19 protein-coding genes are annotated in these 20,939 nt (G+C 65.5%); 14 read left to right on the plus strand and 5 right to left on the minus strand.

Annotated features, from left to right (window positions below; translation table 11 throughout):
• Positions 1-189 precede the first annotated feature (189 nt).
• From VK98_RS13695 to VK98_RS13710, 4 genes are all read left to right on the plus strand, one after another.
• Entirely contained in the window at positions 190-786 is a 597-nt protein-coding gene (locus tag VK98_RS13695) for a TetR/AcrR family transcriptional regulator (RefSeq protein WP_048414567.1), read from the plus strand.
• Between the two features lie 90 nt (positions 787-876).
• Positions 877-1,617 (plus strand): NADPH-dependent oxidoreductase, encoded by a 741-nt coding sequence (locus tag VK98_RS13700; RefSeq protein ID WP_048414568.1) that lies wholly within the window; start codon positions 877-879, stop codon positions 1,615-1,617.
• 43 nt (positions 1,618-1,660) lie between these two features.
• Positions 1,661-2,761 carry an N-ethylmaleimide reductase gene (nemA, locus tag VK98_RS13705; RefSeq protein ID WP_048414569.1) on the plus strand — a complete coding sequence of 367 codons (1,101 nt, stop codon included), beginning with the start codon at positions 1,661-1,663 and terminating at the stop codon, positions 2,759-2,761.
• Between the two features lie 587 nt (positions 2,762-3,348).
• Positions 3,349-3,771, plus strand: a complete 423-nt coding sequence (locus VK98_RS13710; protein ID WP_156187871.1) for a hypothetical protein — start codon at positions 3,349-3,351, stop codon at positions 3,769-3,771.
• A gap of 88 nt (positions 3,772-3,859) precedes the next feature.
• Here VK98_RS13710 and VK98_RS24215 read toward each other — a convergent pair whose 3' ends face one another.
• Positions 3,860-4,531 (minus strand): UPF0149 family protein, encoded by a 672-nt coding sequence (locus VK98_RS24215; RefSeq protein WP_048414571.1) that lies wholly within the window; start codon positions 4,529-4,531, stop codon positions 3,860-3,862.
• A 93-nt stretch (positions 4,532-4,624) separates the two neighbouring features.
• Complete coding sequence (locus tag VK98_RS13720; protein WP_048414572.1) at positions 4,625-6,313, minus strand: AMP-binding protein; 1,689 nt, start codon at positions 6,311-6,313, stop codon at positions 4,625-4,627.
• Positions 6,314-6,458: 145 nt separating this feature from the next.
• Between VK98_RS13720 and VK98_RS13725 the strand changes: the two genes are divergently transcribed.
• A complete protein-coding gene (locus tag VK98_RS13725; protein ID WP_048414573.1) occupies positions 6,459-6,857 on the plus strand; it encodes a MerR family DNA-binding transcriptional regulator in 399 nt (132 codons plus the stop codon).
• 218 nt (positions 6,858-7,075) lie between these two features.
• On the opposite strand, the gene VK98_RS13730 is transcribed toward VK98_RS13725, so the two are convergent.
• The gene (locus VK98_RS13730; RefSeq protein ID WP_048414574.1) at positions 7,076-7,693 is read right to left on the minus strand and encodes a nitroreductase family protein; all 618 of its coding nucleotides are present in this window, start codon (positions 7,691-7,693) and stop codon (positions 7,076-7,078) included.
• 46 nt (positions 7,694-7,739) lie between these two features.
• On the minus strand, positions 7,740-8,642 hold the full coding sequence (locus tag VK98_RS13735) for an EamA family transporter (RefSeq protein ID WP_197083051.1): 903 nt from the start codon (positions 8,640-8,642) through the stop codon (positions 7,740-7,742).
• Between the two features lie 129 nt (positions 8,643-8,771).
• Here VK98_RS13735 and VK98_RS13740 point away from each other — a divergent pair, with 129 nt between their 5' ends.
• The 5 genes from VK98_RS13740 (at position 8,772) to VK98_RS13760 (ending at position 14,503) form a co-directional block, all read left to right on the plus strand.
• Complete coding sequence (locus VK98_RS13740) at positions 8,772-9,284, plus strand: MarR family winged helix-turn-helix transcriptional regulator (protein WP_048414576.1); 513 nt, start codon at positions 8,772-8,774, stop codon at positions 9,282-9,284.
• Positions 9,285-9,388: 104 nt separating this feature from the next.
• Positions 9,389-11,059 carry a sensor histidine kinase gene (locus tag VK98_RS13745; protein WP_048414577.1) on the plus strand — a complete coding sequence of 557 codons (1,671 nt, stop codon included), beginning with the start codon at positions 9,389-9,391 and terminating at the stop codon, positions 11,057-11,059.
• Positions 11,053-11,784, plus strand: a complete 732-nt coding sequence (locus tag VK98_RS13750) for a LytTR family DNA-binding domain-containing protein (protein WP_043634264.1) — start codon at positions 11,053-11,055, stop codon at positions 11,782-11,784. The genes VK98_RS13745 and VK98_RS13750 overlap by 7 nt, the downstream gene beginning before the upstream one ends.
• Before the next feature lie 396 nt (positions 11,785-12,180).
• Positions 12,181-13,398: an MFS transporter gene (locus VK98_RS13755; RefSeq protein WP_048414578.1), complete on the plus strand. Its 1,218-nt coding sequence runs from the start codon at positions 12,181-12,183 to the stop codon at positions 13,396-13,398.
• A gap of 580 nt (positions 13,399-13,978) precedes the next feature.
• Complete coding sequence (locus VK98_RS13760; protein ID WP_156187873.1) at positions 13,979-14,503, plus strand: hypothetical protein; 525 nt, start codon at positions 13,979-13,981, stop codon at positions 14,501-14,503.
• A 145-nt stretch (positions 14,504-14,648) separates the two neighbouring features.
• Here VK98_RS13760 and VK98_RS13765 read toward each other — a convergent pair whose 3' ends face one another.
• Complete coding sequence (locus tag VK98_RS13765; protein ID WP_043593836.1) at positions 14,649-15,098, minus strand: YaiI/YqxD family protein; 450 nt, start codon at positions 15,096-15,098, stop codon at positions 14,649-14,651.
• Between the two features lie 141 nt (positions 15,099-15,239).
• Between VK98_RS13765 and VK98_RS13770 the strand changes: the two genes are divergently transcribed.
• The 4 genes from VK98_RS13770 to VK98_RS13785 all read left to right on the plus strand — a co-directional run bounded on the left by VK98_RS13770 (position 15,240) and on the right by VK98_RS13785 (position 20,938).
• The gene (locus VK98_RS13770; protein WP_048414580.1) at positions 15,240-16,409 is read left to right on the plus strand and encodes an isovaleryl-CoA dehydrogenase; all 1,170 of its coding nucleotides are present in this window, start codon (positions 15,240-15,242) and stop codon (positions 16,407-16,409) included.
• A 132-nt stretch (positions 16,410-16,541) separates the two neighbouring features.
• Positions 16,542-18,140: a carboxyl transferase domain-containing protein gene (locus VK98_RS13775; RefSeq protein WP_043593844.1), complete on the plus strand. Its 1,599-nt coding sequence runs from the start codon at positions 16,542-16,544 to the stop codon at positions 18,138-18,140.
• Between the two features lie 18 nt (positions 18,141-18,158).
• Positions 18,159-18,944 carry an enoyl-CoA hydratase/isomerase family protein gene (locus VK98_RS13780; protein WP_048414581.1) on the plus strand — a complete coding sequence of 262 codons (786 nt, stop codon included), beginning with the start codon at positions 18,159-18,161 and terminating at the stop codon, positions 18,942-18,944.
• A 26-nt stretch (positions 18,945-18,970) separates the two neighbouring features.
• Positions 18,971-20,938 (plus strand): acetyl/propionyl/methylcrotonyl-CoA carboxylase subunit alpha, encoded by a 1,968-nt coding sequence (locus VK98_RS13785; RefSeq protein WP_048414582.1) that lies wholly within the window; start codon positions 18,971-18,973, stop codon positions 20,936-20,938.
• Position 20,939 lies beyond the last annotated feature (1 nt).

The raw sequence follows: 20,939 nt of genomic DNA on the forward strand, positions 1-20,939 counted from the left end.
GCTTGGCGTAAAACCCGGCATTTTAGTTGCAATTGATTCTTATTATCAACACTTGCCATGCTAAAGGCATTGCCGCTGGCCCGCCGCGTAGCCTACAGACGCGTCGCGGAAGTTTCGCGGCCGCGACGCTTCGCGCGAGGCGCGATAAATTTCTTGAAACTAGACGACCGGTCTAGTAGACTTCAGCCCATGTCACGCCCCAACCAGTTTTCAGACACTCGCGAACACCTGCTGGCCACCGGCGAAGCCATCATCCTCGGCAAGAGCTTCTCCGCCGTGGGCCTGGCGGAAATCCTCGGCGCGGCCGGCGTGCCCAAGGGTTCGTTCTACCATTACTTCCGCAGCAAGGAAGGTTATGGCGTGGAACTGCTGCGCCGTTATTTCGAGAAATACGACGGCAGGCTGGTTAACTTTCTGTCCAAGGACGCCGGCAGCGCCCGCGATTGCCTGCTGCATTATTTCGACGGCTGGCTGGAAACCCACCGTTGCGATCAGCCGCAGCGCTGTTGCCTGGCGGTGAAGCTGGCGGCCGAGGTGTCCGACCTGTCCGAGCCGATGCGCGAGGCGCTGGCCGAAGGCATGGGCTTCGTGGTGCGCAATCTGGCCGCCTGCATCCGCCGCGGCCAGCAGGAAGGCTCGCTGGACGCCGCCCTGCTGCCGGACGAGACCGCCAGCGCGCTGTACAGCCTGTGGGTGGGCAGCGCGCTGCTGTTCAAGACCCAGCATTCGCGCGCGCCGCTGCTGGCGGCGATGGCGCACACGCAACAGATTCTGCGCGCGCCCTAGCCTTAAAAAGCCGCGCCCCCGCCCGCTCCCCGGAGCGGGTTATTTTGACATTACAACTAGACGACTGGTCTACTTCAAGGAGTCTGAATCATGAATTCAACGCTGGAACTGATGCAAGAGCACCGCAGCGTGCGCAGCTACCAGGACAAGCCCATTCCCGCCGAAGTGCTGGACGCGGTGCTGGACGCCGCCTGGAAAGGCCCCACCTCCATCAACGGCCAGCAAGTGACGCTGGTGGTGGTGCAGGACGCGGAACGCCGCCGCAAGATCGCGGAGATCGCCGGCGGCCAGCCGTGGATCGCCCAGGCGCCGGTCTTCGTCGCCATTGTTCCGGACTTCTACAAAACCCGGATCGGCGTGGAAAAGGCCGGCGCCGAGCAAGTGATACACAATAGCGTGGAAGCCTTCGCCGTCGGCGCGGTGGACGCCGGCATCGCGCTGGGCAACCTCATGACCGCGGCTCGTTCCGCCGGCCTCAGCGTGGTGCCCATTGGCGGCATCCGCCGCGATCCGCAAGCCATGGTGGAGCTGCTGGAACTGCCGGAGCTAACCTTCCCGCTGGTGGGCGTGGTGCTGGGCTACGCCGATCAGGACAGCGCGGTCAAGCCGCGGCTGCCGCGCGCCAGCTTCGTGCATCGCGAGCGCTACCAGGCGGCGGAACTGCCTGCGATGATCGCGCAGTACGACGCCGCCATCATGGATTACTGGAAAAGCATACAGCGCGCCGACGGCCAGCCCTGGTCCGCCAACACCGCGCAGTACTACCGCAACGTGTATTTCCCGCAGGTCGCGCCGGTGGCGCGCAAACAGGGTTTCGGCTTCGATCTGTGATCGCGCCTCCCACTTTCTCCCGCTTAGAGCCAAGGAAACCGCAATGCAAGTCGACAAACTGTTCACCCCGCTGCGCGTAGGCGCCGTGACCCTGAAAAACCGCGTGGCGATGGCGCCGCTGACCCGGCTGCGCAACACCGAGCCGGGCGACGTGCCCACCGCGCTGGCGGAAACCTATTACGCCCAGCGCGCCGGCGCCGGCCTGATCGTGGCCGAAGGCACCCACATCTCCCCCACCGCCAAGGGCTACGCCGGCGCGCCGGGCATCTACAGCGAGGCGCAGGTGGAGGCCTGGACCAAGGTCAACGCCGCGGTCCACGCCAAGGGCGGGCTGACGGCGCTGCAGCTGTGGCACACCGGCCGCATCTCCCACCGCTCGCTACAGCCGGACGGCGAAGCGCCGGTGGGGCCGTCGGCGATCCAGGCCGACAGCCGCACCAATATCCGCGCCGCCGACGGCAGCCTGGTGCGCGAGCAGTGCGACACCCCGCGCGCGCTGGAAGTGTCCGAGCTGGCCGACATTCTGGAAGACTACCGCCGCGCCACCGACAACGCGCGCCGCGCCGGCTTCGACCTGGTGGAAATCCACGGCGCCCACGGCTATCTGCTGGACCAGTTCCTGTCGCCGCAAGCCAATGTCCGCACCGACGAATACGGCGGCAGCGTGCAAAACCGCGCGCGCTTCCTGCTGGAAGTGGTGGACGCGGTGGTGTCGGAATGGGACGCCGACCACGTGGGCATCCGCATCTCGCCGCTGGGCGTCTTCAACGGCATCTCCAACACCGACCAATTGGAGATGGCGCTCTACCTGGCCGAGGAACTGGCCAAGCGCAAACTGGCCTTCCTGCACATTTCCGAACCGGACTGGGCCGGCGGCCCGGTGCTGGACGAGGGCTTCCGCCAGGCGCTGCGCCAGCGCTACCCGGGCGTGATCATAGGCGCCGGTGCCTATGACGCCGACAAGGCCGAAACCCTGATCCGCAAAGGTTATATCGACGCCGCCGCCTTCGGCCGCAGCTATATCGCCAATCCGGACCTGGCCGAGCGCCTGCAAAGCGGCGCGCCGCTGAACCCGCCGGACCCGGCCACCTTCTACGGCGGCGACGCGCGCGGTTACACCGACTACCCGGCGATGAACACCTAAGAACCTGTTTACGAGCTGCTGCGCGTCGGCGGGATGGTTGGACAAGGGCGTTGAAACCCGCTTCGAAATGCTCATGTACCGCAAGTACATTCCGCTTTCTCAGCCGCAACGCCTTGTCTCGCCTTAGCTCGCGAGATCGTAAACACGTTCTAAGCCTACAGCCAGCCTCAAGCTCGCGGCGCGTCTCCCCTCCCCGGGGAGCGCGCCGCTTTTTCATTGCCGCACCCATCCGGGCTTGCCGGCCGGCTATTTTCAGCCCTCAGCCGATACCGGCCGCGTAAGCGAGCATTGACGGGCTTTTTACGCCCGGCCTGCGCCTTGACCGGGCAGCGGGCAGCTGTGCACAATCGCTGCCGTGCCGTTCCTCGCGGCACCGGACTTGGCCGTCCGGCGAACTACACTGCGAACAAGCGCTTGAGTCTTGCGTTTGGATCGCTGCACTCGTGCGCGCTCACAATGGCGGGCCGGGTGGGGACACCTTAACGGGTGTGCCGGAGTCGTGTAGTCCGGTCGGCCAACCCTGTTCGGTCTGCCACCTCCGCTTGGCCGTGGGGGTGGCAATGAAAAACCGCTACACGGAGGTGATCATGTCGATCAAAACCCCATCCCGCCGCCATTACCGTCCAGACCCGGACCCGACGTCCCGCGCGGAATTGCCGTTTGCAGCCAACGCGACCAACCGGCGCGGCGTCCATTGCTGGCAAGTTCCGCCGATAGACGACCAACACGCCGCGCATTTGCTGGGCCGCGAATTCGCAGGACATTTCATCAAGTATCTGCAGGACAATCCCGACGACGGGCTGCGAAACCTGCTCGCCCAAATCGCCGCGGACATAGACTTCAGCGACGACAGCGCCGCCAAAGGCTATTGGGAAGGCTTCTTCAGCCTGCTTGAGCAAGTGCTGGCGCTGACCACCTCGCTGCTGGACGTGTTCGACTACATCGACCGGCTCAACGCCCGGGAGGCCGCCGAACGCGCGTTAAAGCCCGTCGCCGCGCCCGGTACTTAACAATTTCAGCAAGCGCCGCGGCGCGCCGCCATGAAAAAAAGGAAGCCGCAAGGCTTCCTTTTTTTGGGTTCCGCGCCGGGCGCCGGAATCAGTTGCGGCCGCAGCAGGCCTTGTACTTCTTGCCGCTGCCGCACGGGCAGACGTCGTTGCGGCCCACTTTGTCGCCGTCGCGGCGCACGGTGCTGGGCGCCTGTTCCTTGGCGCGCCAGTAGGTGTGAACCGCGGCCAGCGCTTCCAGCATTTCTTCCTTGTAGCCTTCCACTTCCTCGTCGCTGAAGGTCAGCAGATCTTCGCCGTCCTCTTGCTCGAAAGCGCCGCCCAACACCAGCATCGGCATCATCAGGCTTTCGAAGCCCTCGTCCTCGTCGGCCACTTCGAACCAGTCTGTGTCCACCACGTCCAGCGCGTAGAGGAAGGCGTTGGCCCACGGCCAGTAATCCGGCTCGTCGCTGTCGCTGTCGTCTTCCGCGTACAGGATCAGGTCCAGTTCCTCGCCATTCGCCAGCGCGGCGGCGGTGGCGTCGTACAGCTTCTGCAGCAGGGTTTTCAGCTCGGCAGCATCGTCCGCGTTCTCAAAGGCCGGCGCGTCGCCCAGCACTTCTTCCAGCCAGAAATCGGCGTCCACCGCGTCCGGACCGCACGCCAGCGCGGCGAAAAAGCCCTGCACCTCGTCCGGGCGCATGGTGCTGCCGCTGGCGGACAAGGGGGTCAGCAGGTTTTCCAGACGCAGCAAATCGGCGTCGTTGAATACGGTAGTCATGGTGGATTCCTCAGCTTAAAGATCGGTCTGGCGGCATTGTAAGCCAAAAAGCCCCGGCAAGCCGGGGCTTTTGCACCCATTGTTTGAGTCGGGTCAGGCGGTGTTGCCTTCCGCCAAACTCAGCTTCTCCTTCATTTTCTCCCGCATCACGAACTTCTGGATCTTGCCGGTGATGGTCATCGGGAAACTATCGACGAATTCGATGTAGCGCGGAATCTTGTAATGCGCGATCTGCCCCTGGCAAAAAGCACGGATATCGTCGGCGCTGGCGCTTTCGCCGTCACGCAGCCGGACCCACGCGCACAACTCCTCGCCGAAACGCTCGTCCGGCACCCCGATCACCTGTACCTCCTGGATTTTGGGGTGCCTATAGAGGAATTCTTCCACCTCGCGCGGATAGATGTTCTCGCCGCCGCGGATCACCATGTCCTTGACCCGGCCGACGATGTTGACGTAGCCGTCGGCGTCCATCTCCGCCAAGTCACCGGTGCGCATCCAGCCGGCGGCGTCTATCGCCTCAGCGGTCTTGGCCGGGTCGCCCCAATAACCGGGCATCACCGAATAGCCGCGCGTGCACAACTCGCCGCTCTGGCCGCGCGGCGCGATGCGCCCTTCCACGTCCACTATCTTCACCTCCACATGCGGATGGATGCGCCCCACCGTGGCCACGCGCTTGTCCAGCGGCGTGTCGGTGGCGCTCTGGAAGCTCAGCGGGCTGGTCTCGGTCATGCCGTAGCCTATGGTCACCTGGCTCATATTGAGCTGACTGGTCACCCGCTTCATCACTTCGATTGGACAAGGGCTGCCGGCCATGATGCCGGTGCGCAGCGTGGACACGTCGTAATCGGAAAAATCCGGCCGGTCCAGCACCGAGATGAACATCGTCGGCACCCCGTGCAGGCCGGTGCAGCCCTCCTCCTGCACCGCGCGCAGCACCTCCTGCGCGTCGAAGCTCTCCGCCGGAAACACCATGGTCGCGCCGTGGCTCAGGCACAGCAAGGTGCCCAGCACCATGCCGAAGCAGTGGTAGAGCGGCACCGGAATGCACAGCCGGTCGTCCGGGCCGAAGGCCATCGCCGCGCCGGCGAAGTAGGCGTTGTTCAGAATATTGTGATGGGTGAGCGTGGCGCCCTTGGGGCTGCCGGTGGTGCCGGAGGTGAACTGGATATTGATCACGTCGTCGAACTGCAGCGCCTCTCCCAGCGCTTGCAGGCCCGCCTTCTCCTCCGCCGACGGCGCGGCCATCAGGTCGACGAAATTGAGCATGCCCGGCGTGCGCTGCTGCCCCAGGCGAATCACCATCTCCAGCTGCGGCATGGCGGCGGAGCGGAGCCGGCCCGGCTCGCAGGCGGCCAGCTCCGGCAGCAGGTCCGCCGCCATCGCCAGGTAGTCGCTGCTCTTGAAGCTGGGCGACAGGATCAGCGCGCGGCAGCCCACCTTGCTCAGCGCGTATTCCAGCTCGGAGCGGCGATAAGCCGGATTGATGTTGACCATGATCAGGCCAGCCTTGGCGGTGGCGAACTGGGTCAGCGCCCATTCGGCGTTGTTCTGCGACCAGATGCCGATGCGGTCGCCGGGCTTGAGCCCCAGCCGGATCAGGCCGCAGGCCAGCCGGTCCACCTGCTCGCGCAGTTCCTCGTAGCACCAGCGTATCTGCTGGTGGCGCACCACCAGCGCCTCGCGGCGGGCGTGCTCGCGACAGGTCTGGTCGAACAACTGGCCTATGGTCTGGCCGATCAAGGGTTGCGGGCTGGCGCCATGGACATAGCTGGGCAGGGTCATCTCATCTCTCTCCTGGTGGACGGTACGTATTGGTCTTGTTTTTTTCATTCATCCCACAAGTTGACGATTACGTAAACGTAAATCATGCTAGGGCTGAGAACGCGTTAAAAAAAAGCTACAATCGCCGCTTGCCCTGGAACACACCATGACCGAACCCGAATTCTTCAGCATCTCCGACCTGGCGCGCGATTTCGACGTCACCCTGCGCACCATCCGCTTCTACGAGGAACAGGGCCTGATAGAACCACAGCGCGACGGCCGCCAGCGGGTATTCAACCGCCGCGACCGCGCCCGGCTCAAGCTGATTCTGCGCGGCAAGCGCATCGGCCTGTCGCTGTCCGACATCCGCGAAATCCTGGACCTGTACGAACAGGCCCACGACGAGGCCGGCCAGTCGCAGAAATTGCTGGATCTGGTGCTGGAACGCCGCCGCCAGCTGGAAGAACAACGCCGCGACATCGACGCGGTGCTGGAAGAAATCACCCGCCTGGAAAGCCACTGCCGCACGGTGCTGGCGCAGCCGCCGGCCGCGCGCAGCGCCTGAGAACCTGTTTACGATCTGCTGCGCGTCGGCGATACGGCGTTGAAAACAACTTCGAAATGCTCATGTACCACGCGTACATTCCGCTTTCTCAGCCGTTTTCGCCTTGTCTCGCCTTAGCTCGCGAGATCGTAAACACGTTCCGATAGCGGCGAACCGGTTCAAAACCCCGCCTGCGCGAATGCGGCGGACATTGAGCCGGTTCACGATCAAGCAGACCATCAAGCCAACACCATCACCTCGGCCACCGGCCGGCGCGGCTTCTGCGGCCAATTGCCGGCCGCCGCCCGCCCCACCGTCACCAGCATTACCGGCAACTCGTCCGCAGCCAGGCCAAACTCCCGCGCCACCGCGGCCGCGTCGAAACCGCCCAGCGCGCAGCTGGCCAGGCCGCGCTCCTCCGCCGCCAGCAGCAAGACCATCGTCGCCAACGACGCGGAACGGATCGCCTCGTCGCGCTGCGCGCGCGCGTCGTCCCGGTGGGCGTTCTCCGCCGCGCGCTGCCAACTGTCGCTGACCTCAGGCGGCAGAATGCCGGCCTCCACCGCCGGCCGCAGCGACGCCTCCAGCCCGCGATGCGCGTTCAAGGTGCCGCAGCAGATAAAGGTCACCGCTGCGTCCGCCACTTTTTGCTGGCCGTAGCTGGCCGCCTGCAAACGGCGCTTGGCCTCGGCGCTGCGCACCGCGACGAACTTCCAGTTCTGCAAATGGTAGGCCGACGGCGCGCGGGTGGCGGCGTTCAGCAGTTGCTCAATCTCCGCGTCCGCCAACACGTGGGCGGGATCGAAATGATTGGCCGACACGCGGTTTTCCAACAGGGTTTGCAAAGCGCTCTTCATGAACAGGTTCCTTTGAGTGATTTCTTCTGATTGATTTCATTACCGCTCAAGACCGGACGCGCGCCGCGCCGGCCATGATCTGATTGTCCGCAGCCGGCGGCGCGGCCATGCTGCGCTGCACCGCCAACACGCTGGCCAGCACCGTGGCCAGGCCGGCCAGCTGCAACAACCCCAGCGCCTGCCCCAGCAGCAGCCAACCCAGCAACACCGCGGTCAGCGGGCTGAGCAAGCCCAGCGAGGACACCGCCACCGGCGGCAGCCGGCTCAGCCCGCGGAACCACAGCAAATAGGCCAACAGCGCGCCGAACAAACAGAGATAGCCGTAGCCCAGCCACTGCGCCGCGCCCAGAGCCGGCAAGGCCGGGTCCAGCGCCCAGGCCAGCGGCGCCAGCATCAGCCCGCCCAGGCCCAGCTGCCAGCCGGTCAAGGCGGCCAGCGGCGCGGCCGGCCGCCAGCGCCGGGTCAGATAGGTGCCGCTGGCCATCGCCGCCGCGCCGCCCAGCGCCGCCAACATGCCCACGCCGTCCCAGACCGCGCCCGGCGACAGCAGCAAGGCCGCCATGCCGGCCACCCCGGCCACGCCGGCCCAGGCGGCCACCCGCGCCGGGCGGCGGCCGTCCAGCCCCCAGGCCAGGCCCATCACCAACAGCGGCTGGGTGGCGCCCAACACCGCGGCCAGGCCGCCCGGCAAGCGGTAGGCGGCCACGAACAACAGCGCCTGGAACACGCCGATGTTCAAGGCGGACAAGACCAGCAGGCGGCCCCAGTCGCCGCGCCGCGGCAGGTGGCGGCTGGCCAGGATCAACAACAAACCGGCCGGCAGCACCCGCAGCAAGGCGGCGGTGAACGGCCGGTCCGGCGGCAGCAGCTGGGTGGCGACGATATAGGTGGAGCCCCAGATCGCCGGGGCCATCGCGGTCAACAACACATCGCTCCAACGGGAGGCCATCAGGCGCGCAGACATGGGCATTCCTTTCGCAATCGCTTATAATCGCATCGAAAACTGACTTGAATTCAAGATAACATTACCTTGAATTCAAGACAAATAAAATCTTGAATTCAAGATAAAGGAATGCGCATGACGCAACAGAATACAGGTGACGCCGTGGACGCCATCCTGGCGCAATGGCACCGGGAACGGCCGGACCTGGACGTGGCGCCGATGGGCCTGATCGGCCGGCTGCGCCGCTGCTCCGTGCTGCTGCAGCACAGGCTGGACGCCACTTTCGAGCAATTCGGCCTCAGCGGCTGGGAATTCGACGTGCTGGCCACGCTCAGGCGCGCCGGCGCGCCGCACAGCCTGGCGCCCACCGCGCTGTTCTCCTCGCTGATGATCAGCTCCGGCACCATGACCCACCGCTTGAAAGTACTGGAAAGCAAGGGCTGGATAGATCGCCCCGCCTGCGCCGAGGACGCGCGCAGCACTCTGGTGCGCTTGACTGAAAGCGGGCTGGAGCTGATAGACCGCGCCGTCACCGCCCACGTGGCCAACGAGCACGCCATCCTGTCCGGCCTCAACCAGCGCAGCCAGGACACGCTGGACCGCAAGCTGGCGGAGTTGCTGGCGGAGTTGGAGCCGCCCAGGACATGACGCCCGCCTAATCTGCGCCCGCCTGCGGCCAAAGCCCGCCGCATGACTTAAAATCAGGGCTTGAGGCCGGCCCGACCGGGCGCGGCCGCCCCATTCCCGACGCCATGATAGAAAACCAAGCCATGCTGCTGGCGGTGTTCGAGCGGGCGGCGCTGATGTTGATGGCGCTGTTCTTCCTCACCCGCACCCGCCCGTTTCAACACCTGCTGCGCAAACAGGACCACAGCCCGGCCGAACTGGCGGCGGTGTCGCTGCTGTTCTGCCTGTTCGCCGTGTTCAGCACCTATACCGGCATTCCGGTGGACGGCTCGCTGGTCAATGTGCGCATCATCGCCATCCTGTCCGGCGGCATCCTGTTCGGCCCCTGGGTGGGCATACCGGCCGGCATCGTCTCCGGCCTGCACCGCTACCTGATCGACATCAACGGCTACACCTCGCTGCCCTGCCTGATTTCCAGCGTCTGCGCCGGCCTGCTGGCCACCTGGATCCACTGCCGCGCCGGCAGAGGACGGCTGTGGCTGTACGGCATCCTGGCCGGCATGCTATGCGAAGGGCTGACCATGGGCCTGATCCTGCTCTTGACCGAGCCGGCGGTGGGCGTGCCCATCGTCCGCCACATCGCCTTCCCTATGATTGTCGGCACCGTCTGCGTCGGCCTGATCATCAAGCTGGTGCAAGACCTGAACGACGAAAAAGAACTGCTGGCCGCGCGCCAGGCCAAGCTGGCGCTGACCATCGCCAACCGCACCCTGCCCTATTTCCAGAACCTGGACCGCGACGCCATGGTCCAGGTCTGCACCGTGATCCGGGACCAGCTGGACGCCGACGCGGTGGCCATCACCAACACCTCGGACGTGTTGGCTTACGTGGGCCTGGGCAAGGACTACTACGAGATGGACGAGCACTCCGCCATCGGCGCCATCACCCGCCAGGCCATCGCCGGCGACCAGATCATCATCGAGAACAATCTGCAGCAATACCACCTGGCGGACTTCCACTCGGTGATCATCATCCCGCTGCGCGAAAAAGCCGGCGTCAGCGGCACCCTGAAAATCTTCTACCGCAAGAGCCACGGCATCAGCACGCCGCTGTGCGAAGTGGCGGTGGGCCTGTCCCAGCTGATCTCCACCCAGATGGAAGTGTCGCGGGTCAAACAGCTGGAAGAGATGGCGCGCAAGGCGGAATTCAGCGCGCTGCAAAGCAAGATCAACCCGCACTTCCTGTTCAACGCCCTGAACGCCATCTCCTCGCTGATCCGCATCCAGCCGCAACAGGCGCGCCAGCTGATCTCCAACCTGGCGGACTACCTGCGCTACAACCTGTCGCTGGGCGACCGGCTGATCGACATCCAGGAAGAACTGCAGCAAGTGCGCGACTACGTGGCGATAGAACAGGCGCGCTTCGGCGCCAAGCTGACGGTGGAGTTCGACATCGACGACGTCCACGTGCGCATCCCCAGCCTGCTGTTGCAGCCGCTGGTGGAAAACGCCATCCTGCACGGCATCCAGCCGCGCAAGGAGCCGGGCCGGGTCAGCATCGCGGTCAAGCGCGACGGCGGCAAGGTGCATGTCTGCGTGCGCGACACCGGCTACGGCGTCAGCCAGGAAGTGCTGGACGGCGTGGCCGCCGGCACGCTGTCCAGCCGCAGCATAGGCCTGAGCAACGTCAACCAGCGGCTCAAGCTGCTGTACGGCGAGGGCTTGCGGCTAACCCGGCTGGAGCCCGGCACCGCCGTTTGTTTCGATCTGCCCGCCACCGAGGAGCCGGCATGCTGAAAGCCCTGATCGTGGAAGACGAATACCTGGCGCGCGAGGAACTGGCCTACCTGATCCGCGAGCACAGCCGCATCGACATCGTCGCCAGTGTGGAAGACGGGCTGGAAGCGTTCAAATTCCTGCAGGAACACGAAGTGGACGTGGTGTTTCTGGACATCAACATCCCGTCGATAGACGGCCTGCTGCTGGCCAAGAACCTGCACAAATCGTCGCGGCCGCCGCGCATCGTCTTCGTCACCGCTTACAAGGAGTTCGCGGTGGAAGCGTTTGAAGTCGAGGCCTTCGACTACATCCTGAAGCCCTACAACGAAGCCCGCATCATCAATCTGCTGGCCAAGCTGGAAGCGCAGACGCCGCCGGCGGCCGCCGCCGCGCCGGCCGAGGCCCCGGCCGCCAGCCGCACCGTCAATCTGGTCAAGGGCGACAGCATCATCGTCACCCCCTGCGAACAGATCTACTACGCCGAGGCCGACGAGAAAGTCACCCTGGTCTACACCGCGCACGACCGCTACGTGATGTCGATGAGCATCAGCGAATTCGTCGCCCGCCTGCCGGCCGACAGCTTCTTCCGCTGCCACCGCTCCTACTGCGTCAACATCCACAAAATCCGCGAAATCGCGCCCTGGCTCAACAGCACCTACATCATCAAGCTGTATGACCTGAAGGCGGAAATCCCGGTCAGCCGCAGCAATATCAAGGCCTTCCGGCAGTTGATGCATCTTTGAGCGTTGGTCGCCCGCGCGGCGCATCAAACCGGCTGCCAGCCGGCTCCTGAATAAGAACCTGTTCATAATCTGCTGCGCTGCGGCGATACGGCGTTGAAACCGGCTTCGAAATGCTCATGTACCCTATGTCCACTCCGCTTTCTCAGCCGTTTTCGCCTTGTCTCGCTCTGGCTCGCGAGATTTTGAACAGGCTCTAAGGCCAGACATTCCATTGGCAAGCCGGCTTGACAATGGAAATGCCATCCACTCACGCGCGCCATTTTCAGGGCCTGCAACTGGTTCGCCGCCGTCTGCACTTCATTCCGCGGCGCCTGCATCTCATGCCGCCGCCGCGCCCCCTACATAAGCACAGGCTTATAGTCGCACCAACAGTAATGACTTTAAGCGAGCAGCGCCATGAACGCCTCAAGCAACACCATCCGCTACCGTACCCTGGCCGGCACCGTCCTCACCCAGTTCGCCCTAGGCTCCGTCTACACCTGGAGCCTGTTCAACGCCCAACTCTCCGCCAAGCTGTCGGAACCGGTCAGCCAAGTGGCTTTCGCCTTTGGCCTGCTCAGCCTGGCGCTGGCGGTGGCCTCCTCGCTGGCCGGCAAATTGCAGGAACGCTTCGGCGTGCAACGCGTCACCCTGGGCGCCGGCCTGATGCTGGGCCTGGGCTTCTTCCTCACCGCCCAAGCCAATAACCTGATCATGCTCTATCTGTGCGCCGGCGTGCTGGTGGGCCTGGCCGACGGAGCCGGCTACCTGCTGACGCTGTCCAACTGCGTCAAATGGTTCCCGGAGCGCAAGGGCCTGGTGTCCGCCTGCGCCATCGGCGCTTACGGCCTGGGCAGCCTGGGCTTCAAATACATCAATCTGGCGCTGCTGGCCCGCTTCAGCCTGGAAACCACCTTTGAACTGTGGGGCCTGATCGCCATGGCCATGGTGGTGGCCGGCAGCCTGCTGATGCGCGACGCGCCGCAGCAACAAGCCGCCGCGCAACAGAACGCCAGCCATGACTACACCCTGGCCGAGGCGATGCGCCAGCCGCAGTACTGGATGCTGGCGCTGATGTTCCTGACCGTGTGCATGAGCGGCCTGTACGTGATCGGCGTGGCCAAGGACATCGGCGAAAGCTATGTGCACCTGCCGGCGCTGACCGCCGCCAACGCCGTGGCGGTGATCGCCGTGGCCAATCTGTCCGGCCGCCTGGTGCTGGGCATCCTCTCCGACAAGATGCCGCGCATCCGGGTCATCACCATCGCCCAAGTCTCCGCGCTGGCCGGCATGCTGACCTTGTTGTTCGTGCCCCTGAACGCCACCCTGTTCTTCCTGGCCATCGCCTGCGTCGCCTTCAGCTTCGGCGGCACCATCACCGTCTACCCGTCGCTGGTCAGCGATTTCTTCGGCCTCAACAATCTGACCAAGAACTACGGCGTGATCTACCTGGGCTTCGGCATCGGCAGCATCGTCGGCTCCATCGTCGCTTCGCTGTTCGGCGGCTTCCTGGCCACCTTCCACCTGATCCTGGCGCTGTTGATCGTCGCGCTGCTGTTCTCGCTGACCATACGTCAGCCGGGCAGCAGCAAGGAAGCGGAGTTCGAAGCCGAGCCGCATCTGGGCAAGGCCTGACTCCCTCGCCGCACTCTGCAACGCCCCCGCTTTGGGGGCGTTGTTGTTTGGGGAGCTTAGTGGCTGCCGCTGGTGGGTATCGCCTGCGGCTCCCCCCCCCTACGCGCGACCGCTCGCCTTTTGGTAGGGTGGGTGGAGCGCAGCGATGCCCACGCGAACCCCGCCGCGCAGAGAGGGGGCGTTGGATGCCTGACATGCTCGCTGGAGGGGATTGCTGGTGGGTATCGCCTGCGGCTCCACCCACCCTACGGGCTGCCGCTCGACTTTGGTAGGGTGGGTGGAGCGCAGCGATGCCCACGCGGAACCCCGCTGCACTGAACTGGATTCCGGCGATGATTTTCTTTGCCGGACTTCTCCGGCTTGACGCCCTTTCCCTCCTCCCCAACAATAGCCCCCGCGCCGCAGCAATCGCGGCGCTCGGGCTTAGTCTCCCGACTTGGACTCCTACCGCGGATGTGCTGTTTCCACAGTGCAACCGTCGTTATTGCTTTGCCTATTCTGGCAGCCCGTGGCAAGTGACGCCTCACGGGCGCGTCAGCTTTAGCAGTAATTCACCGGTAGACCAATCAGGAGGCTGCAAATGATAAAGCTCGTCCGTCCGATGCAAGGCATCGAACTCACTTCGTCCACTACTGAAACCCAAGACATCCGTCTGGACTCCGTATCCCAACTCCCGCCGCTAGGTCCACGCTCGCGCTACCGCTTCGCCGGCCCCCACGCCAAAGACCTCAGCCTGCCCTTCATCCGCCGCATTGCTGGCCGCACTTATCCGCATTACTGGCAGCCGGCCGAGCCTAAGAATGAGTTTGAAGCCTGCGCCTTGGGCCGCCAATACGCCGCCCATCTGGCGCAGTTGCTGAAGCTCAACCGCCAGCACTCGGCGCGCGGACTGCTGTTCCGCATCGCCAGCGATATGGATTTCCGCGACCGTAGCCACCGCCGCAGCATGTGCAAAAGCTTCTTCAACTATCTGGAGATACTGCTGAACTTGGGGGCGCAACAGGTGGACCTGGCGCAGCATGTGGAGGCGCTGCAACGCTTCCATCTCAGCCTGGACGAGTTGGAAACCTTGCAGAGGAAGCCGCGTAGAAAGAAGAAAGGCTAAAACCTATTGGCGCTGGAAACGGGAGCGGCTGGTGGGTATCGCCTACGGCTCCTCCCACCCTACGCGCAGTGGCTCGTCATGGGTAGGGTGGGAGGAGCGCAGCGATACCCACGCGGCTCCCCTCTCCTCCATAACCGCTGCCGCCTCAGCCCCGCCGCTTGGCCAGCCAGATATCCAGCTGGCGGGCAAAAGCCTGGCGGTCCGCCTGGCTCAAGGGCGGCGGGCCTTCGGTCTGCACGCCGCTGGCGCGCAGCGTGTCCATGAAATCCCGCATCGTCAACTGCGCGGCGATGGTGTCCGGCGAATACACATCGCCGCGCCAGTTCAGCGCCTGCGCGCCCTTACCCAAGGCCTCGGACGCCAAGGGAATGTCGCCGGTGATCAAGAGATCGTTCGCCGCGATGCGGCGGACAATCTCGTTGTCCGCCACGTCAAAACCCTTGGGGACTTGCAAGGCGCGGATATTGGGCGCTTTCGGCACCGTCAATAGCTGATTGGCGACAAACACCAGCTCCACGCCGGTGCGCTGCGCCGCCCGGCACAATGTTTCGCGGATCACCTTGGGACAGGCGTCCGCGTCCACCCATATCGTCATTGTCTGTTCTCTGCATGCAAACCCGGCCATGATAACGGTTTCACGCCGGTTTCCGTCGTTGCCATGTTGACGCTTACGTAAACGTAAGTAATGATAGAGCATATCACGCGAATCACGCGCGCCCATCAGAGGAGAGAAACCATGTACAGCAGCCTGCGCTTCGCCTTTGGCGACACCTACGACATGTTGCGCGAAACCGCGCGCGACTTCGCCCAAGGCGAAATCGCCCCGCGCGCCGCCGACATCGACCGCGACAACCTGTTCCCGGCCGATCTGTGGCGCAAGTTCGGCGACCTGGGCCTGCTGGGCATGACGGTGGACGAGCAGTACGGCGGCACCCAGATGGGCTATCTGGCGCATATGATCGCGATGGAAGAAATCAGCCGCGCCTCCGCCTCGGTGGGCCTGTCCTACGGCGCGCACTCCAATCTCTGCGTCAACCAGATCCACAAGAACGGCAACGACGAGCAAAAACGCCGGCTGCTGCCCAAGCTGGTGTCCGGCGAGCATGTCGGTGCGCTGGCGATGTCCGAGCCCAACGCCGGCTCCGACGTGGTCAGCATGAAGCTGAAGGCCGACAAGGCCGACGGCGGCTACCTGCTCAACGGCAGCAAGATGTGGATCACCAACGGCGGCGACGCGGACGTGATGGTGGTTTACGCCAAGACCGACGTCAGCGCCGGCGCCAAGGGCATCACCGCCTTCATCGTGGAGCGCGGCTTCGCCGGCCTCAGCCACGGCAGCAAGCTGGACAAGCTGGGCATGCGCGGCTCCAACACCTACCCCATGTTCTTCGACAACTGTTTCGTGCCGGACGCCAATGTGCTGGGCGGCGAAGGCAACGGCGTCAAGGTGTTGATGAGCGGCCTGGACTACGAACGCGCGGTGCTGGCCGCCGGCCCGCTGGGCATCATGCAGGCCTGCATGGACATCACGGTGCCCTATCTGAACGACCGCAAGCAGTTTGGCCAGGCCATCGGCGATTTCCAGCTGATGCAGGGCAAGCTGGCGGACATGTACGTCAAGCTGTCCGCCAGCCGCGCCTATGTCTACGCGGTGGGCCAGGCGCTGGACCGCGGCGAAACCGGCCGCCAGACCCGCAAGGACGCCGCCGGCGCGATTCTGTACGCGGCGGAAGGCGCCACCCAGATGGCGCTGGACGCCATCCAGTGCCTGGGCGGCAACGGCTACATCAATGAATACGCGACTGGCCGGCTGCTGCGCGACGCCAAGCTGTACGAGATCGGCGCCGGCACCAGCGAGATTCGTCGTTGGTTGATAGGCCGCGAGCTGATGGCGGAAACCCGGTAGTCCCGGCGGAGAAAATGCCTGATGCCGCGTGGCGCAGCCTTGCCTCGGGCATTTTCTCCTGCCGCACTCGGCCGCACTCCAACAAGACTTGACCGCACGCTTCGTCGACGGCGAATGACAAGGTAAAACGATATGCCCATCCTCGAATCCAAACTCTCGCCGCGCGCGGCGGACTTCCAGGCCAACGCTGACAAGATGCGCGCGCTGGTGGCCGATCTGCGCGACAAGGTGGCCAAGGCGGCGCTGGGCGGCGGCGACAAGGCGCGCGCCAAGCACGCCGCCCGCGGCAAGCTGCTGCCGCGCGAGCGCATCGATCTGCTGCTGGACCCCGGCGCGCCCTTCCTGGAGCTGTCGCAGCTGGCGGCCTTCGGCATGTACGACGACGACGCGCCCGGCGCCGGCCTGATCAGCGGCATCGGCCGCATCGCCGGCGTGGATTGCCTGATCATCGCCAACGACGCCACGGTCAAGGGCGGCACTTATTACCCGATGACGGTGAAGAAGCATTTGCGCGCTCAAGAGATCGCGCGCGACAACCGTCTTCCTTGTGTGTATCTAGTCGATTCCGGCGGCGCCTTCCTGCCCTTGCAGGACGAGGTGTTCCCGGACCGCGAGCACTTCGGCCGCATCTTCTACAACCAGGCCAATCTGTCCGCCGCCGGCATCCCGCAGATCGCGGTGGTGATGGGCAGCTGCACCGCTGGCGGCGCTTATGTGCCGGCGATGTCCGACGAAACCGTCATCGTCAAGGAACAAGGCACCATCTTCCTGGGCGGCCCGCCGCTGGTGAAGGCGGCCACCGGCGAGGTGGTGACCGCGGAGGAGCTGGGCGGCGGCGACGTACACGCCCGCGTGTCCGGCGTGGCCGACCACCTGGCGCAAAACGACGCCCACGCGCTGTCCATCGCCCGCCGCATCGTGTCCAGCCTCAACTGGCGCAAACAGGGCGAGCTGGACCGCGCCGAACCGCGCCCGCCGCGCTACGCCGCCGAGGAAATCTACGGCGTGATCCCGGCGGACCCGAAAAAGCCCTTCGACGTGCGCGAGATCATCGCCCGGCTGGTGGACGATTCCGAGTTCGACGAATTCAAGCAAAACTACGGCGCCACCCTGGTTACCGGCTTTGCCCGCCTCAACGGCTACCGCGTCGGCGTCATCGCCAACAACGGCATCCTGTTTTCCGAGTCCGCGCTCAAGGGCGCGCACTTTGTCGAACTGTGCTGCCAGCGCGGCATTCCGCTGTTGTTCCTGCAAAACATCACCGGCTTCATGGTGGGCAAGAAGTACGAGAACGGCGGCATCGCCAAGGACGGCGCCAAGCTGGTCACCGCCGTGGCTTGCGCCCGCGTGCCCAAGTTCACCGTGCTGATAGGCGGCAGCTTCGGCGCCGGCAACTACGGCATGTGCGGCCGCGCCTATTCGCCGCGCTTCCTGTGGATGTGGCCGAATAGCCGCATCTCGGTGATGGGCGGCGAACAGGCGGCCGGCGTGCTGGCCCAGGTGAAGAAGGAACAGCTGGGCGACGCCTTCGGCGCCGAGCAGGAAGAGGCGCTGAAAGCGCCGGTGCGCGAGCAGTACGAGCGCCAGGGCCACCCCTATTACGCCAGCGCGCGGCTGTGGGACGACGGGGTGATAGACCCGGCGCAAACCCGCGAGGTGCTGAGCCTGGCGCTGGAGGCGGCCCTGTCCGCCCCGGTGGAAAGCACGCGCTTCGGCGTGTTCCGGATGTGACGGATAAAGGCGAAACCGATGAGCTACACCACGCTTGAAATCGCACACAGCGGCAAGACCGCGACGATCTGGATGAACCGGCCGGACATCCACAATGCGATGAACGAAACCCTGATCGCCGAGCTGACCGCCGCCTTCACCCATCTGCAGCTGCAGGCGGACTGCCGCGTCATCGTGCTGGCCGGCCGCGGCAAAAGCTTTTCCGCCGGCGCGGACCTGGACTGGATGCGCCGCGCCGCCGGTTACAGCGAGGAGCAGAATCTGGCCGACGCGCAACGGCTGGCGGCCATGCTCAAGAGCGTCTACCGCAGCAAGAAGCCGGTGATCGCCCGCATCCACGGCGCGGCGCTGGCCGGCGGCACCGGCCTGGCCGCGGTCTGCGACGTGGCCATCGCCACCGAGGCCGCCAAGTTCGGCCTGACCGAGGTGAGGCTGGGCCTGGTGCCGGCCACCATCGGCCCTTACGTAGCCGACGCGATAGGCTGGCGTCAGGCGCGGCGCTATTTCCTGTCCGCCGAGCGCATCGACGCCGCCACCGCGCTGCGCATCGGCCTGGTGCACGAGGTGGTGCCGGCCGAGGCGCTGGACGCGCGCGTGGCCGAGGTCGCCGAGGCGCTGGCCCAGGGCGCGCCGCAGGCGCTGTCCTCGGCCAAGGATTTGCTGGCCATGCTGCGCGAAGGCTCGCCCTGGGACGATCAATTGCTGGAGGACACCGCCGGCCAGATCGCCAGCGTGCGCGCCGGCGCCGAGGCGCGCGAGGGCCTGGCCGCCTTCTTCGAAAAACGGCCGCCCAACTGGTCATGACGTGAACAAGAAACAAGGGACGGACCATGTTCAATAAAATACTGATCGCCAACCGCGGTGAAATCGCCTGCCGCGTGATCAAGACCGCGCGCGCGCTCGGCATCGCCACCGTCGCCGTCCACTCCGACGCCGACGCCAACGCCCGCTTCGTCAAAATGGCCGACGAGGCCTACCGACTGGGGCCGGCCCCGGCGGCGGATTCCTATCTGCGCGGCGACTTGATCCTGGACATCGCCCGCCGCAGCGGCGCGCAAGCCATCCACCCCGGCTACGGCTTCCTGTCCGAAAACGAGGACTTCGCCGCCGCCTGCGAGGCCGCCGGCATCGCCTTCATCGGCCCACCCGCCTCCGCCATCGCCGCGATGGGCAGCAAATCCGCGGCCAAGGCGCTGATGGAGCGGGCCCAGGTGCCGCTGGTGCCCGGCTATCACGGCGAGCGCCAGGAGCCGGATTTCCTGCGCGGCCAGGCCGACGCCATCGGCTACCCGGTGCTGATCAAGGCCAGCGCCGGCGGCGGCGGCAAGGGCATGCGCATCGTGGAAGCTTCCGCGGACTTCGAGGCGGCGCTGGCCTCCTGCCAGCGCGAGGCGCGCGCCAGCTTTGGCGACGACAAGGTGCTGGTGGAGAAATACCTGCCGCGCTCGCGCCATGTGGAAATCCAGGTGTTCGCCGACAGCCACGGCCAATGCGTGTACCTGTTCGAGCGCGATTGCTCGGTGCAGCGCCGCCACCAGAAAGTGCTGGAGGAAGCCCCGGCGCCGGACTTGCCGCCGGCCACCCGCGAAGCGATGGGCGCGGCCGCCTGCGCCGCCGCCCGCGCGGTGGGCTATGTCGGCGCCGGCACGGTGGAATTCATCATGGAAGTGCTGGCCGACGGCAGCCCCGGCCGCTTCTTCTTCATGGAAATGAATACCCGGCTGCAAGTGGAGCACCCGGTCACCGAGATGATCACCGGCCAGGACCTGGTGGCCTGGCAATTGGCCGTCGCCAGCGGCCAGCCGCTGCCCCTGGCCCAGGAACAGCTCAGCATCAGCGGCCACGCCATCGAGGCGCGCATCTACGCCGAAGACCCGGACAAGGGCTTTCTGCCCGCCACCGGCACCCTCTACCACCTGCGCGCGCCGGCGGAATCCGCCCTTGTGCGCATCGACACCGGCGTCGTCGCCGGCGACAGCATCTCGCCCTTCTACGACCCGATGATCGCCAAGCTGATTGTCTGGGGCGAGGACCGCCGCCAGGCGCTGCAACGGCTGGACGCGGCGCTGGCCGACTATCAGGTGGCCGGCGTCACCACCAATATTCCCTTCCTGCGCCGCATCGTGCAGCACGCCAGTTTCGCCGGCGGCCAGGTGGACACCGGCCTGATCGCCCGTCACCACGACGCGCTGCTGCCGCCGCCGGCCGCGCCCGAAGCCGAACAACTGGCGCTGCTGGCCCTGGCCGAAGCGCTGGCCGCGCCCGGCGCCTACCCGGCCAGCGCCGGCTGGCGGCTCAACGGCGCGCTCAGCCGCAGCCTCGCCTTCCACATCGCCGGCCACGATTACCCGGTGACGCTGCGCCATCTGGGCGACGGCTTCGAGATCGCCGCCGCCGGCCGCCAATTCTCCGCCGCCGGCAGCCTGGACGGCGCAAGCTTGCGCGCGCGGCTGGACGACAAACAACTGGAAGCCGTGGTCGCCCGCAGCGGCCAGCAACGGGTGCTGTTCGCCGCCGGCCAGCGGCTGGAGGCTCAGTGGCTGGACCCGCTGGCGGTGGCCGCGGAGGAAGTGCACGGCGAAACCCATTTGAAAGCGCCGATGCCGGGCCGCATCGTCGCCCTGCTGGCCGCCACCGGCGTCAAGCTCAGCAAGGGCGAGCCGCTGCTGATCCTGGAGGCGATGAAAATGGAGCACACCATCCCCGCGCCGGCGGACGGCGTGGTCAAGGCTTTCTATTTCGGCACCGGCGAGCAGGTCAACGACGGCGACGAACTGGTCGACTTCGAAGCGGAGTGAC

The sequence above is a fragment of the Chromobacterium sp. LK11 genome, assembly GCF_001043705.1.
GTDB lineage: Bacteria > Pseudomonadota > Gammaproteobacteria > Burkholderiales > Chromobacteriaceae > Chromobacterium > Chromobacterium alkanivorans.